Below are 14,645 nucleotides of genomic sequence, written 5' to 3'. Positions count from 1 at the left end.
CGCTTATTCACCGGCATAGATCGGGAGAAGTACGCCAGCTCGCGTATCGACCAGAGAGGATAACCGGGACCCTTCGCGCGGACCGCAAAGAAGAATCCAGGCTGGAAGTTATCCGGATACGCGTTAGCGGAAATGCACCCGGGAGCCGCGGACGCGAAACGCCTGTTTCAGGCGATGTAGCTTCCGCCGTATCGTCCGCGTTAAGGTCGCCAAGAGGGATAGGGGAGGTCCGATCGGGCCGATGGCCTGGATCAACGAAGGGGCGTTTCCTATCCGAAGCAGAGTGGAACCGCGTCCTCAGGCGCCTCTGCAGCGAAAGCTGCAGGGGCGCCTTTTTGGTTTGCGGGAAGAATAGAGCTGGACGGCAGCGGTTGTGGAATACGGCGGATACCTGAAGTAACGATCCATAATACCGTGGCTGAACGGAAAGGCCGGGCGGTTGCGGTCAAAGGTGTACCGTCGATCCGAAGCGATAGGAATAGAAGGTGGGGGGAAGCGATGTTCAAGAGAATCAGATCCGATATCCAAGCGGTGTTTGATAACGATCCGGCGGCAAGAAGCTGGTTCGAGGTCATCTTTACCTATTCCGGGCTGCATGCGATTTGGAGCCACCGGTTCGCGCATTATTTCTACCGCCGTCGCTGGTTTACGATAGCGCGGATGATTTCGCAAATCAGCCGGTTTTTCACCGGCATTGAAATCCATCCCGGAGCACGGATCGGCAACCGGCTGTTCATTGACCACGGCATGGGCGTCGTGATTGGGGAAACTTGCGAAATCGGGGACGATGTGGTTATCTATCAGGGAGTAACCTTGGGCGGAAGCGGGAAGGAAAAGGGGAAGCGCCATCCGACCGTAGGCAGCAATGTGGTTATCGGTTCGGGAGCGAAGGTTCTCGGCTCCTTCAGAATCGGAGATCAGGCGAACATCGGGGCCAATTCGGTCGTATTGAAGGAAGTTCCGGCGGGCAGCACCGTAGTCGGGATTCCGGGGAAAGTCGTCCGTCAGCACGGGAAGCCGCTGGATCGCCTCAATCACCAGCTGCCGGACCCGGTGGTCGACGCGATGCGGGACATGCAGCGTGAAATCGAACAGCTGCGCGCCGAAATCCGCGATTTGAAGCAGCAGGCCCGCGAGGAGCAGCCAAGCGAGCTGTAAATCCCGCCCGGAGGGAAGGCTGACAGATTGGAACCCCTCTGCCATGACCGGTTGAGCCGTTGTCCGGCTTGGGGTTAGAGAGACAGGGCGGGCGGCGCCAGTTTAACGGACTCCAAAGACGCTAAAGTGCCGAAAAACGAGCTGCCGTAACTGTAACGGACTGAGATGACGTTATTTGCCGGAGATCGGCCGCATTGAACGGTTTTTGAGCGGAATAAGGTCTTATGGGTCCGTTAAAATGGGAAATACTCGGGAAATGGGAGATTAGCGTCACTGAGGTCCGTTAAAGGTGAGCCTGACTGAATTCAAGACTCGACGCCGAAACCGCACCTTAGAAACAGCTTCGTGATCAAAAGTTGATTTTTAAACTACCGCATAAGATCAGGTTTAAAAATCGGCTTTTCAGCACCGAGAAAGATTGGATGAAGGAGAGAGCGAGTAGCGGAGCGTAGGCAGACCTACGTGAGCAACGGAGCGACCGACAGAATTCAAGATTCGACGCCGAAACCGCACCTTAGAAACAGCTTCGTGATCAAAAGTTGATTTTTAAACTACCGCATAAGATCAGGTTTAAAAATCGGCTTTTCAGCACCGAGAAGATTGGATGAAGGAGAGAGCGAGTAGCGGAGCGTAGGCAGACTACGTGAGCAAAGGAGCGACCGACTGAATTCAAGACTCGACGCCGAAACCGCACCTTAGAAACAGCTTCGTGATCAAAAGTTGATTTTTAAACTACCTTACACTGAAAGGATAGTGCAGTATGGCATTGCAGATCTATAACACCTTAACCCGGGCGAAGGAAGAGTTCGTCAGCCTGACGCCGGGAAAAGTGAATATGTATGTTTGCGGACCCACCGTATACGGTTATATTCATATTGGTAACGCGCGGCCGATGATCTTTTTTGATATCGTGCGAAGTTACCTGGGGAATCAGAAATACGAAGTCAACTATGTCGTCAACTTCACGGACGTCGATGACAAGCTGATCCGCAAAGCCGAAGAAATGAACACGACCGTACCCGAAGTGGCCGAGATGTTCATTAAGGCGTACTACGAGGATTTGGACGGGCTCGGGATCCCCCGGGCTACGGCCAATCCGCGAGTAACGGATAATATGGGCGTCATCATCGACTTCATCCGGGATCTGGAGCAAAAAGGCTTCGCCTATGAAAACGGCGGGGACGTATTTTACCGCACGAAGAAGTTCCCGGAATACGGCAAGCTGTCGGGGCAAAACATCGAAGAGCTGCAGTTCGGCATCCGCATCGATGTGGACGAGCGCAAAGAGCATCCGGAGGATTTCGTGCTGTGGAAAGCCGCCAAGCCGGGGGAAATCTACTGGAGCAGCCCTTGGGGCGAGGGGCGGCCGGGTTGGCACATCGAGTGCTCGGCCATGTCCCGGAACATGCTCGGCGATACGCTGGACATTCACGGCGGGGGCCAGGACCTGCAGTTCCCGCACCATGAGTGCGAAGTTGCGCAGTCGGAAGCCGTTACCGGCAAACCGCTGGCAAATTATTGGATGCATAACGGTTATATTAATATCGGCGGGGAAAAAATGTCGAAGTCCCTGGGCAACGGCATTCTCGTGAAGGACTTGCGCGCCCAATACAAGCTTGAGGCGATTCGCTACTTCATGCTATCCACCCATTACCGCAACCCGCTGAATTTCACCGAAGAAACGATGCAGCAGGCGGAGCGCAGCGTTGAGAGGATCAGCCATGCGGTGAACAATCTTCGCCATCGTTTGAACGCGGCCGTCCAAAGCGGATCGGACCAAGCAACACCGGCTTGGATCGAGAAGCTGGAGGCCGTCCGTCGGTTGTTCCATGCCAAAATGCAGGACGATTTCAATACTCCGGACGCGATCACGGCGGTGTTCGAATGGGTCAGCGAAGTAAACGGCCTGCTTCAGCAGCCGGTCGTTAGCCGTGCCGATCTGCAGGCCGCCCTGCAGCTGTTCGAGGAGATGAACGGCGTGCTTCGCATCGCCATGCCGGCCGAAACCGAGCTGCCGAGCGAAGAGATCGAAGCGCTGATCGCTGAGCGGACCGAGGCGCGGAAGGCTAAAAACTGGGTGCGTGCCGATGAAATCCGCGACCTGCTCGACGCCCAGGGCATCGTGCTCGAGGACACGCCGCAGGGCATGAGATGGCGGCGCAAATGAGCGGGGCGGACGGGCAACAAGGCCGTACTCCCGCGGAAGCCGGAGGGCCGGAAGAGGCTGCGCAGGCCGAGGCCTCACCGCCTCTACCGTCGCCTGCGCCGCAGCCGGCCCCGGAAGCGGCGCCGCCGCTCGCCCCGGAGGCTGCCACCGAGGCCTTCGGGGGGCCCGCAGCGCTCTGGTTTCCCGACGAGCCGTCCAAGCCCGCCCGGCTGCTGCCGCCGCTGGCCTTGGCTTATATCGGCGACGCCGTCTACGAAGTAGCCGTCCGCCAGCATGTGATAGCCCGCGCCAATTTGCGGCCGCACCATCTGCACGGCCAGTCGACGAAGTACGTTTCGGCCAAGGCGCAGGCGGAGCTGCTGGCGCTGCTGGAGCCGTTGCTGAACGAAGAGGAGAAAGACGTCGTACGGCAGGGCCGCAACGCCAAGTCGGGTACCGTCCCGAAAAACGCGAATGTGCTGGATTACCGCCTGGCTACCGCTTTTGAATGCCTGGTCGGCTTTCTCTACTACGCCGGAGCGCATGACCGGCTTCGCTGGCTGATCGCCCAAGGCTTCGCCCATTTGGAGAACAGCCGAAATTCATGAGGAATGCGGCAAATGATTAATTCAGGAGGAATTCGTTTGGAGGACCAAGAATGGATCGGCGGCAAGCACTCGCTGCTCGAAGCGCTGCATGCCGGAAGAACGATCAATAAAATATGGGTGGCCGAAGGCGCCCAGAAACATTTAGCCCAGCCGATCGTGGCCGAGGCCAAAAAACACGGCATCGTCGTGCAGTTCGTAGACAAAAGAAAGCTGGACCAGCTGGCTCCCGGCCTGCAGCACCAAGGCGTCGTCGCTCAGGTTGCGCCTTATGCCTACGCCGAGGTGGACGACCTGCTGGCCAAAGCCGCGGAACGCGGGGAGGCCCCGTTTCTGCTGATCCTGGACGAGATCGAGGATCCGCATAACCTCGGCTCGATTTTAAGGACGGCCGAATGCACCGGGGCTCATGGCGTCATTATTCCGAAACGCCGTTCCGCGGCAGTGACCGCGACCGTATCCAAAACATCCGCCGGCGCGGTGGAGTATGTTCCCGTGGCCCGGGTCACCAATCTGGTGCAGACGATGGAGCAATTGAAGGAAGCGGGAGTATGGATCGTCGGTACGGATGTCGGGGCAAAAGAAGAGATGTACCGGAGCGGCAATGTGCTGACCGGTCCGGTGGCGATCGTCATCGGCAATGAAAACAAAGGCATGGGCCGCCTAGTGCGGGAGACCTGTGATGTTCTGCTGAAGCTTCCGATGAACGGCCGATTGAACTCCTTGAACGCCTCGGTCGCCGCAGGGGTTATCATGTACGAAGTGCTGCGCAGACGACGCGCTGAAGGATAAAGGCCATGCGCGAACTGCGCGATGTGCTTCTGGTTGACGGGTACAACATGATCGGCGGGTGGCCCGAGCTGGCGGAACTCTCCAAGGAGGACCTGCAGGGGGCCCGGGACAGGCTGCTCGAGCGGCTCGCCGATTATCAGGCTTTTTCCGGAAAAAAAGTGATCGTCGTCTTCGACGCTTACCGGGTGCCGGGACTGGGGAAGATGTACGCGCAGAACAAGGTGGAGATGTATTTTACCAAGGAGAAGGAGACCGCGGACGAATGCATCGAACGGCTGGTCGGCGAGCTCAGCCACCGGCGGCGGCAAATCTACGTCGCTACCAGCGACATGGTGGAGCAGCATGTCATATTCGGCCAGGGCGCCCTGCGCATTTCGGCCCGGGAATTGCTGATCCAGGTGGAGCAAAGCGAGAAGGAGATCCAGACCAAAATCGCCGAACGCAGTGCGAAATCGAGCCGCAATACCGTAGACTCCAAGCTGAGCCCGGAGCTGCGCCAACTGTTCGAACGATGGAGAAGGGAATGAAAGCCATTTCTATTGATTCTGCTTCCAAATACCCTTGACAAAGTTCGACTTTACATCTTTTGGTACTTTTGCGGTTGACGCTAATATGCACCTTCATATATACTGTTCGTATTACTTGACTGAGTGACGGAGAACCGTGCGTTGCAGCCGGAGGGATTGTGGTGAGTGTCAAACTCGAATCATGGGTAAGGTTTGACTATGAGATCCAAAATGACGAAGACATTGTCGAAGCGGTCCGCGATGGCGACAGTGAAGCGCTGGAGTACTTGATTAACAAGTACCGCAGTTTTGTACGCGCCAAAGCCAGATCCTATTTTCTCATCGGCGCCGATCGCGAAGACATTATCCAGGAAGGCATGATCGGACTCTACAAATCGATCCGCGACTTTCGGGGAGACAAGCTGGCATCGTTCAAAGCGTTTGCCGAGCTGTGCATTACGCGCCAGATCATTACGGCCATCAAGACGGCGACGCGGCAGAAGCACATTCCGCTGAATTCGTACGTTTCTTTGGACAAGCCGATTTACGATGAGGACTCTGACCGGACTTTGCTGGATGTTATTTGCGGTTCCCAGGTAAGCGACCCGGAGGAATTGATCATTAACCAGGAGGAGTTTACCGGCCTGGAGGACAAAATGTCCGAAATTCTCAGCGATCTTGAGCGGAAAGTCCTCATGCTTTACTTGGATGGGCGTTCCTATCAGGAGATCGCGGTGGATCTGAATCGTCATGTGAAATCGATCGACAACGCCCTGCAGCGCGTGAAGCGCAAGCTGGAACGCTATTTGGAAGTGCGGGACGGCAGCTTTTGAACTCTTTTCCTCTTAATAGACCTTATAACGAAGAATAAACGAGGGTGCTCTCTTTGCGGGCAGCCCTTTTTTTGCCAAGATTCCCCCACGCCGGAATTGCCGGTTTATAACCGACATCAGTCCTTGACGCCGCTATATCCACGACTTCATTTTCATGTTCCCGCCTCCTGGTAGGCAGGCCGAATTCTCCCCGCAGGGTTTATCTTCCAAAATAGTGAGCCATACTGTTAATAATCGAAGAGGTTAGCTTGATGTCTCGTTGACACGGGTAGTGCCATGTGATAAAGTGTTTTAGGTAGGCCTAATTTTGTGTTCCCTTTTTTAAGTGTGGACACTTTACTTTAGGTCAATATAGAGACGCTCATTTAGAATGTCTTCGGGAGGTGCACATCATGCGGGTAATTATTACGTTGGCTTGTACGAACTGTAAACAAAGAAACTACACGACAACGAAAAACAAGCGTAACCACCCCGACCGCATGGAGATGAAGAAATTTTGCAAGTTTTGTAACGAGCAAGTTCCTCATCGCGAAACCAGATAGTCTTTGGAGGTGTAATCGCGCATGAAACGTAGTTTCAAGTCGTTGTTTTCTTTTTTCTCTGAGAGCTGGGCTGAGCTTAAAAAGGTTCGCTGGCCTAATCGTAAAGAGCTGACTAATTATACGCTGATTGTGCTCGGTACAATTACCGTTGTCGCGATTTATTTTTGGGTTCTGGACATCGGCATCTCTGCTGTGATCGAAGCGATAATTTAAGAAGGGTCCATAGGTGGCTTGATATGGAAAAAAGATGGTATGTCGTTCATACCTATTCCGGGTATGAGAACAAAGTCAAAGCCAATTTGGAAAAGCGCGTCGAGTCCATGGGCATGGAAGACAAGATATTCCGCGTTCTTGTTCCGATGGAAGAAGAAGTGGTGAACAAAGACGGGAAGAAGAAGACCGTCATGCGCAAAGTTTACCCCGGTTACGTCTTGGTGGAAATGATCCAAACCGACGATTCTTGGTACGTTGTCCGCAACACGCCGGGAGTCACGGGTTTTGTCGGCTCAACGGGTTCCGGTTCCAAGCCTACGCCCCTGCTTCCCGAAGAAGTGGAGCAGATCCTGGCGCACATGGGCATGGAAGAGCCGAAGCCGGTCATCGAATTCGAGCTCAAAGAATCCGTACGCATCAAAGTTGGTCCGTTTGCCAATTTTGTCGGCTCGATCGAGGAGATTTTGACCGAGAAGAGCAAAGTCAAGGTTCACGTCAACATGTTTGGACGAGAAACCCCGCTTGAACTGGATTACACTCAAGTGGAGAAGATATAAGTAAGTGCTCAAAAAATCAGATGATTATTTGAGCTGCTTCTAAAGGTTTCTTAGGGTTTCAAAGTGGGAGGGACTGTCAGGTTCCGTCTACCACAATTAGGGCAAGGAGGTGTTTTACATGGCGAAAAAAGTTATCAAAGTGGTAAAACTGCAAATTCCTGCGGGTAAAGCGAACCCTGCACCTCCGGTAGGTCCGGCGTTGGGTCAAGCGGGTGTCAACATCATGGCATTCTGTAAGGAATTCAATGCACGTACCGCCGATCAAGCAGGTTTGATCATTCCGGTTGAAATTTCGGTGTTTGAAGACCGTTCTTTTACATTCATCACCAAAACTCCTCCGGCAGCCGTTCTGCTTCGCGTTGCAGCGAAGATCGAGAAAGGTTCCGGCGAACCGAACAAGAAGAAAGTAGCTACCGTGAATCGCGACACCGTTCGTCAAATCGCGGAGCAAAAAATGCCTGACCTGAACGCAGCGTCCGTGGAAGCGGCTATGCGCATGGTTGAAGGTACCGCTCGCAGCATGGGCATCACGATCCAAGACTAATCTTGGGATCGACGGATGAGGTTCTATGAACCCATCCCCGGATGGATTGCTATGTTGCGAAACGCGTTAACATAGAAATTCATCCTAAGTGGGAGGAATTTCCGCTAATACCACAAAGGAGGACGAATTCATGGCTAAACACGGTAAAAAATACCTGGAAGCCGCTAAGCTGATCGACAGCGAAGCGACATATGAGCCTTTGGAAGCCGTTGAACTGGTGAAAAAGGCAGCGACTGCGAAATTCGACGAAACCGTTGAAGCTGCAGTTCGTTTGGGCGTAGACCCTCGTAAACAAGACCAAGCCGTTCGTGGTGTGGTTGTCCTGCCGCATGGCACGGGTAAAACCCAACGCGTTCTGGTATTCGCCAAAGGCGACAAAGCAAAGGAAGCGGAAGCGGCCGGAGCTGACTTCGTCGGCGATCAAGACATGATCAACAAAATCCAACAAGGCTGGTTCGAGTTCGATGTCTGCGTAGCTACACCGGACATGATGAGCGAAGTTGGTAAACTCGGCCGTCTGCTCGGCGGTAAAGGCCTTATGCCTAACCCTAAAGCAGGCACGGTTACGTTTGACGTAGCTAAAGCCGTTACAGAAATCAAAGCGGGTAAAATCGAGTATCGTCTGGACAAAGCAGGCCAAATCCATGCGCCGATCGGTAAAGTATCCTTTACTTCCGACCAATTGAACGAGAACCTCAAAGCTCTCGTCGACGCATTGAACCGGGCTAAGCCGGCTGCCGCTAAAGGCGTGTACTTGAAGAATATCGCGATTTCTTCGACCATGGGCCCAAGCGCTCGCGTTAACACAGCCGTTTACAGATAATACCTTCCGCGTCTTGCGGGTAAGGGATTGACACGCAAGTGACGCCCTTGGTATACTGAGTGAGTTGTTTTGATGTGAGACTTAAATAAGAATATGCTTACCGTAGACAGTAGGTGCCGTAAGGCTTAATCTCCTACCGAGGTGTTGTGATAGAACGTCGATGCATGCAGCTTTGCTGTTGTATAAAGATGATCCATCAAGCCTTCGTGATTCTACGGAGGCTTTTTTCAATGCCTTTAAGTGGCATGAAAGGCTCATGTAATCTAATAGGAGGTGTACAGTTTGGCAAACGTAAAAGTGATTCAAGCAAAACAGGAAGCCGTTGATGCCGTAACGACGAAGCTGCGCGAAAGCGTAACGACGGTTGTTGCCGACTACCGCGGACTTAATGTTGCTCAAGTTACGGAACTTCGCAAACAGCTTCGTGAAGCTGGCATCGAGTTCCAAGTGCTTAAGAATACGCTTGTTCGTCGTGCTACAGCCGCTGCAGAACTTACTGAACTGGACGAAGTGTTGACCGGTCCAACGGCCATCGCGTTCAGTACGGAAGATGCAGTAGCTCCAGCGAAAATTCTGAGCGATTTCGCTAAGAAAAACGATGCTCTTAAAGTGAAAGGTGGCGTGGTTGAAGGCCGTGTTGTCGGCGTCGACCAAATCAAAGCGCTCGCGGATCTTCCGTCCCGCGAAGGTCTCCTTTCGATGCTCCTCAGCGTGCTTCAGGCACCCGTGCGCAACTTCGCACTCGCCGTCAAAGCCGTTGCCGAGAAAGAAGAAGGCAGCGCAAGCGCGTAAGCCTATTCTTCTGAAGCAAGTCATTTGATTCATCAAAACCCAATAAACTATTATATAATGGAGGTTCTACCATGAGTAAAGAAACGATCTTGGAAGAAATCAAAGGTATGACCGTTCTTGAACTGAACGATCTCGTTAAAGCAATCGAAGAGGAATTCGGCGTAACTGCAGCAGCTCCGGTTGTTGTAGCTGGCGGCGGCGCAGGCGCTGCTGTTGCTGAAGAGCAAACTGAGTTCGACGTAATCCTGACGAACGCTGGCGCTTCCAAAATCAACGTAATCAAAGTCGTTCGCGAAATCACGGGCCTTGGCTTGAAAGAAGCAAAAGACCTGGTTGACAACGCACCAAACGCACTGAAAGAAAAAGTGGGCAAAGAAGAAGCGGACGCGGTAAAAGCGAAATTGGAAGAAGCAGGCGCAACTGTAGAAGTGAAGTAATCGCTTTTTCTCTTACGGCAAACCCCTTGAACTTGATTCAAGGGGTTTGTTGCTTAACGATTGATTTCGGCTCTGCGGGCGGGAGATAGATACAATAGTAGGGCGGCGGATAAACGCTTGCTATTTTTTAACGGAGGGAAGTTGCGTAGATGTCGGATCACTACTATACCAGCCGGCCGAAGGCGGCTCACGATCGGAAAATGTGGGATGCAACGCTGCGAGGACAAACCTACCGCTTTATTAGCGATGCGGGAGTGTTTGCCAAAGGTGGCGTCGATTTCGGCAGCCGTACTTTGATTGAAGCAATGGATATACCGATGGATGCCGAAGTGTTGGACATCGGCTGCGGGTACGGGCCGATCGGCTTGACGGCGGCGCGGTTGGCGGGCCGGGGACATGTGACGATGATCGACGTCAACGGCCGGGCGGTGGAACTGGCCAAGGAGAATGCGGCTGCCAACAAGGTGGACAACGTCACCATTTTGGAAAGCGACCTGTTTGCGGCAGTTGGAGATCGGCAATTCGACGTTGTGCTGACGAATCCGCCGATTCGAGCCGGCAAAGCTACGGTGCATGCCATATTCGAAGGAGCCTTTGAACGTCTGCGTTCCGGCGGGGCGTTATGGGTCGTTATTCAGAAGAAGCAAGGCGCGCCGTCGGCCAAGGAGAAGTTGGAGTCGCTTTTTTCGCGCGTGGAGGAAGTGACGAAAGACAAGGGGTATCGGATTTTTAAAGCGGTAAAGGCCTAAAGATAATTCAAATTTTAACCATTTAAATATACGGTTGACTTGACAAATCCGTTATGTTATTATTATAAAATGTCAGTATTAGGATGCCCTCTGTGGCTTTAGTTTGGTGAAATGTCAATAGTTTTGCGAAAACAATGCATAAAAACGTGTTGTTTTACGTATAATATGCGCATTTTGGATAAACTAATATATACGGGGACATCAGGGCAGAAAAGACACGGATAATGATGCTCTTTTTTCGAAAGCATTCGATAAGGGCTTTTCTTTATTTGTGGATGAATCCGTATGGGTCTATTATAAGGGCACAAACACGGGTTCGCAATGAATTTTTAAAGTGAGTAGACATGAGGGGTGAGTTTAAGTTGGCAGGACATCTTGTTCAATATGGTCGACGCACTCGGCGTAGTTATGCGCGAATTAACGAGATACTCGAAGTTCCGAACCTGATCGAAATCCAACAGAAATCCTATGAGTGGTTCTTGGAAGAAGGCCTTCGGGAAATGTTCCAGGATATCTCGCCGATTCAGGATTTCACCGGAAATTTGGTGTTGGAGTTTATCGATTACAGCCTGGGCGAACCGAAGTATACGGTGGATGACGCGAAGGAACGCGACGTTACCTATGCGGCGCCGCTTCGGGTAAAAGTCCGGCTCATTAATAAGGAAACCGGCGAAGTCAAAGAGCAGGAAGTATTCATGGGAGATTTCCCGCTGATGACCGAAACCGGTACGTTTATTATTAACGGTGCGGAACGGGTCATAGTCAGCCAGTTGGTTCGCTCTCCTAGCGTCTATTTCAGCACAAAAGTGGATAAGAACGGCAAGAAAATGTATACCGCAACCGTCATTCCTAACCGCGGCGCTTGGCTTGAGTTGGAGACGGACGCGAAGGATATTATTTACGTGCGGATCGACCGTACCCGTAAAATTCCGGTGACCGTGCTGCTGCGCGCACTCGGCTTCGGAACGGATGCGGAGATTTTGGATTTGCTCGGCAACGACGAGTACATCCGCAACACGCTGGATAAAGACAACACGGATTCGACGGAGAAAGCGCTGATCGAAATCTACGAGCGTCTGCGTCCGGGCGAGCCGCCGACTCTGGATAATGCGAAGAGTTTGCTCGTGGCCCGCTTCTTTGATCCAAAACGCTATGACCTGGCCAATGTAGGCCGTTACAAAATTAATAAAAAGCTGCACATCAAAAACCGCTTGTTCAATCAACGGCTCGCCGAGTCTTTGATCGATACGAGCACGGGCGAAATCATCGCCGAAGCCGGCCAAATGGTGGACCGCCGTTTGCTGGACGAAATTTTGCCGCTCCTGGAGAACAACGTAGGTTTCAAAAACTACCACGTTGCCAACGGCGTGCTTGATGCGGACGATGTACCGCTGCAAACGATCGATGTGTTCTCGCCGATCGAAGACGGCAAAGTGGTCAAAGTGATCGCAAACCGCAACATCGATAAATCGGTGAAGCATATTACCCCTGCTGATATTATTTCTTCGATCAGCTATTTTATCAATTTGCTGCACGGCATCGGCAGCACGGACGATATCGACCATCTCGGCAACCGTCGTCTGCGCTCGGTCGGCGAATTGCTGCAGAACCAATTCCGCATCGGCCTTTCCCGGATGGAACGCGTCGTGCGCGAAAGAATGTCGATTCAGGACGCTAACGTGATCACGCCGCAGGCGTTGATTAACATTCGTCCGGTCATCGCATCGATCAAAGAGTTCTTCGGCAGCTCGCAGCTGTCCCAGTTTATGGACCAAACCAATCCGCTTGCCGAACTGACGCACAAACGCCGTTTATCCGCGCTCGGTCCCGGCGGTTTGACCCGGGAACGCGCCGGCATGGAAGTGCGGGACGTTCACCCGTCCCACTACGGCCGGATGTGTCCGATCGAGACCCCGGAAGGTCCGAATATCGGCTTGATCAACTCCTTGTCGACCTTTGCGCGGATCAACGAATACGGCTTTATCGAAGCGCCGTATCGTTGGGTTGATCCGAAGACGGGTACCGTGACGGAACAAGTCGCTTACCTGACGGCGGACGAGGAAGACAACTACATCATCGCCCAAGCGAACGCGAAGCTCACGGAAGACAACCAATTCGAGGATGAGTCCGTCATCGTTCGTTACAACAAGCAGTCGGATAACATCCTGACGATGCCAAGTAACCGCGTTGACTACATGGACATTTCGCCGAAACAAGTGGTGTCCGTGGCAACGGCTTTGATTCCGTTCCTGGAAAATGACGACTCCAACCGTGCGCTCATGGGTTCGAACATGCAACGTCAGGCGGTGCCGCTGCTGATTCCTAAGGCTCCGTTGGTCGGAACCGGCATGGAACATAAATCGGCCAAAGACTCCGGCGTGTGCATCGTGTCGAAATATGACGGTATCATCGAACGTTCGGCGGCCAACGAAATTTGGCTGCGCCGCGTAGAAACGGTTGACGGCAAGGAAGTCAAAGGCGACCTTGTTAAATATAAGTTACACAAATTCATGCGTTCTAACCAAGGAACCTGCATTAACCAGCGTCCGATCGTGAAGCGGGGAGACGTCGTCAAGAAGGGCGATATCCTGGCAGACGGTCCTTCGACGGAAATGGGCGAATTGGCACTGGGCCGCAACGTAGTCGTTGCCTTCATGACATGGGAAGGCTACAACTACGAGGATGCGATCCTGCTGAGCGAGAAGCTGGTGAAAGAGGACGTTTACACCTCGATCCATATCGAGGAATACGAATCCGAAGCCCGCGACACGAAGCTCGGACCGGAAGAGATTACCCGCGATATCCCGAATGTCGGGGAAGAAGCGCTGCGTAACCTGGACGAACGCGGAATTATTCGCGTGGGTGCGGAAATCGGCGCAGGCGACATCCTTGTCGGTAAAGTAACGCCGAAAGGCGTAACGGAGCTGACGGCGGAAGAACGCTTGCTGCATGCCATCTTCGGGGAGAAAGCGCGCGAAGTCCGCGATACGTCCTTGCGTGTACCACATGGTACTGACGGGATCGTCGTTGACGTGAAGGTGTTCACCCGCGACAACGGCGACGAATTGCCGCCAGGCGTAAATCAGCTTGTACGCGTATATATCGCGCAAAAACGGAAAATTTCCGAAGGCGATAAAATGGCTGGACGCCATGGTAACAAAGGGGTCGTAGCCCGTATTTTGCCGGAGGAGGATATGCCGTTTATGCCGGATGGAACGCCGGTACAGGTTGTCCTGAATCCGCTCGGCGTACCGTCGCGGATGAACATCGGGCAGGTGCTGGAGATCCACCTGGGCATGGCCGCTTTGCAAATGGGCATCCACGTTGCTACGCCTGTATTTGACGGCGCAAACGAGGAAGACGTCTTCGACACGATGGAAGAAGCCGGCATGCAGCGCAACGGTAAAACCGTGCTGTACGACGGCCGGACGGGCGAATGTTTCGAGCGCGAAGTTACCGTCGGCGTCATGCACATGATCAAGCTGGCGCACATGGTTGACGATAAAATCCATGCCCGTTCCACGGGTCCGTACTCGCTCGTTACCCAGCAGCCGCTGGGCGGTAAGGCGCAGTTCGGCGGACAACGTTTCGGGGAGATGGAAGTGTGGGCGCTGGAAGCCTACGGCGCCGCCTATACGCTGCAAGAAATTCTTACCGTCAAATCCGACGATGTGGTCGGCCGGGTGAAAACCTACGAATCCATCGTCAAGGGCGAGAACGTGCCTGAACCGGGCGTGCCTGAATCGTTTAAGGTTTTGATCAAAGAGCTGCAAAGCTTGGGTATGGACGTCAAGATTCTGACCGAAAACGAAGAAGAGATTGAGATGAAGGAAATCGACGACGAGGAAGATGCGTCCGGCGATAAGCTCAGCCTCAATCTGGAAGGCGCGGAAGTCGGAGTAGAATAGAGCGTAAAAAGAGTCAAATCAGGACTTGGTTAAGGAGGGA

At 53.2% G+C, this 14,645-nt stretch carries 15 protein-coding genes and 1 other annotated feature; all 15 genes read left to right on the top strand.

Features of this window, described 5'->3' with window-relative positions:
• Positions 1 to 498: 498 nt before the first annotated feature.
• A complete protein-coding gene (cysE, locus tag ACQ4N8_RS15615; protein ID WP_430705287.1) occupies positions 499 to 1,158 on the top strand; it encodes a serine O-acetyltransferase in 660 nt (219 codons plus the stop codon).
• Positions 1,159 to 1,918: 760 nt separating this feature from the next.
• Complete coding sequence (cysS, locus tag ACQ4N8_RS15610; protein WP_430705286.1) at positions 1,919 to 3,325, top strand: cysteine--tRNA ligase; 1,407 nt, start codon at positions 1,919 to 1,921, stop codon at positions 3,323 to 3,325.
• A 212-nt stretch (positions 3,326 to 3,537) separates the two neighbouring features.
• Positions 3,538 to 3,912 (top strand): Mini-ribonuclease 3, encoded by a 375-nt coding sequence (locus tag ACQ4N8_RS15605; protein ID WP_430705303.1) that lies wholly within the window; start codon positions 3,538 to 3,540, stop codon positions 3,910 to 3,912.
• Positions 3,913 to 3,948: 36 nt separating this feature from the next.
• Positions 3,949 to 4,701 (top strand): 23S rRNA (guanosine(2251)-2'-O)-methyltransferase RlmB, encoded by a 753-nt coding sequence (rlmB, locus tag ACQ4N8_RS15600; RefSeq protein ID WP_430705285.1) that lies wholly within the window; start codon positions 3,949 to 3,951, stop codon positions 4,699 to 4,701.
• Between the two features lie 5 nt (positions 4,702 to 4,706).
• Positions 4,707 to 5,228, top strand: a complete 522-nt coding sequence (locus ACQ4N8_RS15595) for an NYN domain-containing protein (RefSeq protein WP_430705284.1) — start codon at positions 4,707 to 4,709, stop codon at positions 5,226 to 5,228.
• A gap of 158 nt (positions 5,229 to 5,386) precedes the next feature.
• A complete protein-coding gene (gene sigH / locus ACQ4N8_RS15590; RefSeq protein WP_430705283.1) occupies positions 5,387 to 6,040 on the top strand; it encodes an RNA polymerase sporulation sigma factor SigH in 654 nt (217 codons plus the stop codon).
• 392 nt (positions 6,041 to 6,432) lie between these two features.
• Complete coding sequence (gene rpmG, locus ACQ4N8_RS15585) at positions 6,433 to 6,582, top strand: 50S ribosomal protein L33 (RefSeq protein ID WP_071784256.1); 150 nt, start codon at positions 6,433 to 6,435, stop codon at positions 6,580 to 6,582.
• A gap of 21 nt (positions 6,583 to 6,603) precedes the next feature.
• On the top strand, positions 6,604 to 6,795 hold the full coding sequence (secE, locus tag ACQ4N8_RS15580) for a preprotein translocase subunit SecE (protein ID WP_009226623.1): 192 nt from the start codon (positions 6,604 to 6,606) through the stop codon (positions 6,793 to 6,795).
• A 23-nt stretch (positions 6,796 to 6,818) separates the two neighbouring features.
• Positions 6,819 to 7,352, top strand: coding sequence for a transcription termination/antitermination protein NusG (gene nusG / locus ACQ4N8_RS15575; protein WP_430705282.1), 534 nt, complete (start codon positions 6,819 to 6,821; stop codon positions 7,350 to 7,352).
• Between the two features lie 118 nt (positions 7,353 to 7,470).
• Positions 7,471 to 7,896, top strand: coding sequence for a 50S ribosomal protein L11 (gene rplK / locus ACQ4N8_RS15570; protein ID WP_026263624.1), 426 nt, complete (start codon positions 7,471 to 7,473; stop codon positions 7,894 to 7,896).
• A gap of 130 nt (positions 7,897 to 8,026) precedes the next feature.
• A complete protein-coding gene (gene rplA, locus ACQ4N8_RS15565) occupies positions 8,027 to 8,719 on the top strand; it encodes a 50S ribosomal protein L1 (RefSeq protein WP_430705281.1) in 693 nt (230 codons plus the stop codon).
• Positions 8,720 to 8,801: 82 nt separating this feature from the next.
• Positions 8,802 to 8,957, top strand: a sequence feature (ribosomal protein L10 leader region).
• Positions 8,958 to 9,001: 44 nt separating this feature from the next.
• Positions 9,002 to 9,511 (top strand): 50S ribosomal protein L10, encoded by a 510-nt coding sequence (rplJ, locus tag ACQ4N8_RS15560; protein ID WP_430705280.1) that lies wholly within the window; start codon positions 9,002 to 9,004, stop codon positions 9,509 to 9,511.
• A 71-nt stretch (positions 9,512 to 9,582) separates the two neighbouring features.
• Positions 9,583 to 9,948, top strand: a complete 366-nt coding sequence (gene rplL, locus ACQ4N8_RS15555; protein ID WP_430705279.1) for a 50S ribosomal protein L7/L12 — start codon at positions 9,583 to 9,585, stop codon at positions 9,946 to 9,948.
• A gap of 149 nt (positions 9,949 to 10,097) precedes the next feature.
• Complete coding sequence (locus ACQ4N8_RS15550; protein ID WP_430705278.1) at positions 10,098 to 10,697, top strand: class I SAM-dependent methyltransferase; 600 nt, start codon at positions 10,098 to 10,100, stop codon at positions 10,695 to 10,697.
• Positions 10,698 to 11,059: 362 nt separating this feature from the next.
• Positions 11,060 to 14,605 carry a DNA-directed RNA polymerase subunit beta gene (rpoB, locus tag ACQ4N8_RS15545; RefSeq protein WP_430705277.1) on the top strand — a complete coding sequence of 1,182 codons (3,546 nt, stop codon included), beginning with the start codon at positions 11,060 to 11,062 and terminating at the stop codon, positions 14,603 to 14,605.
• The last annotated feature ends 40 nt before the right edge of the window (positions 14,606 to 14,645 follow it).

Origin of the sequence: Paenibacillus macerans (genome assembly GCF_050565405.1) — a bacterium.
GTDB lineage: Bacteria > Bacillota > Bacilli > Paenibacillales > Paenibacillaceae > Fontibacillus > Fontibacillus macerans_B.
Note: the sequence above shows the minus strand (reverse complement) of the source record. Positions and strands in the feature narration are given on the sequence as shown.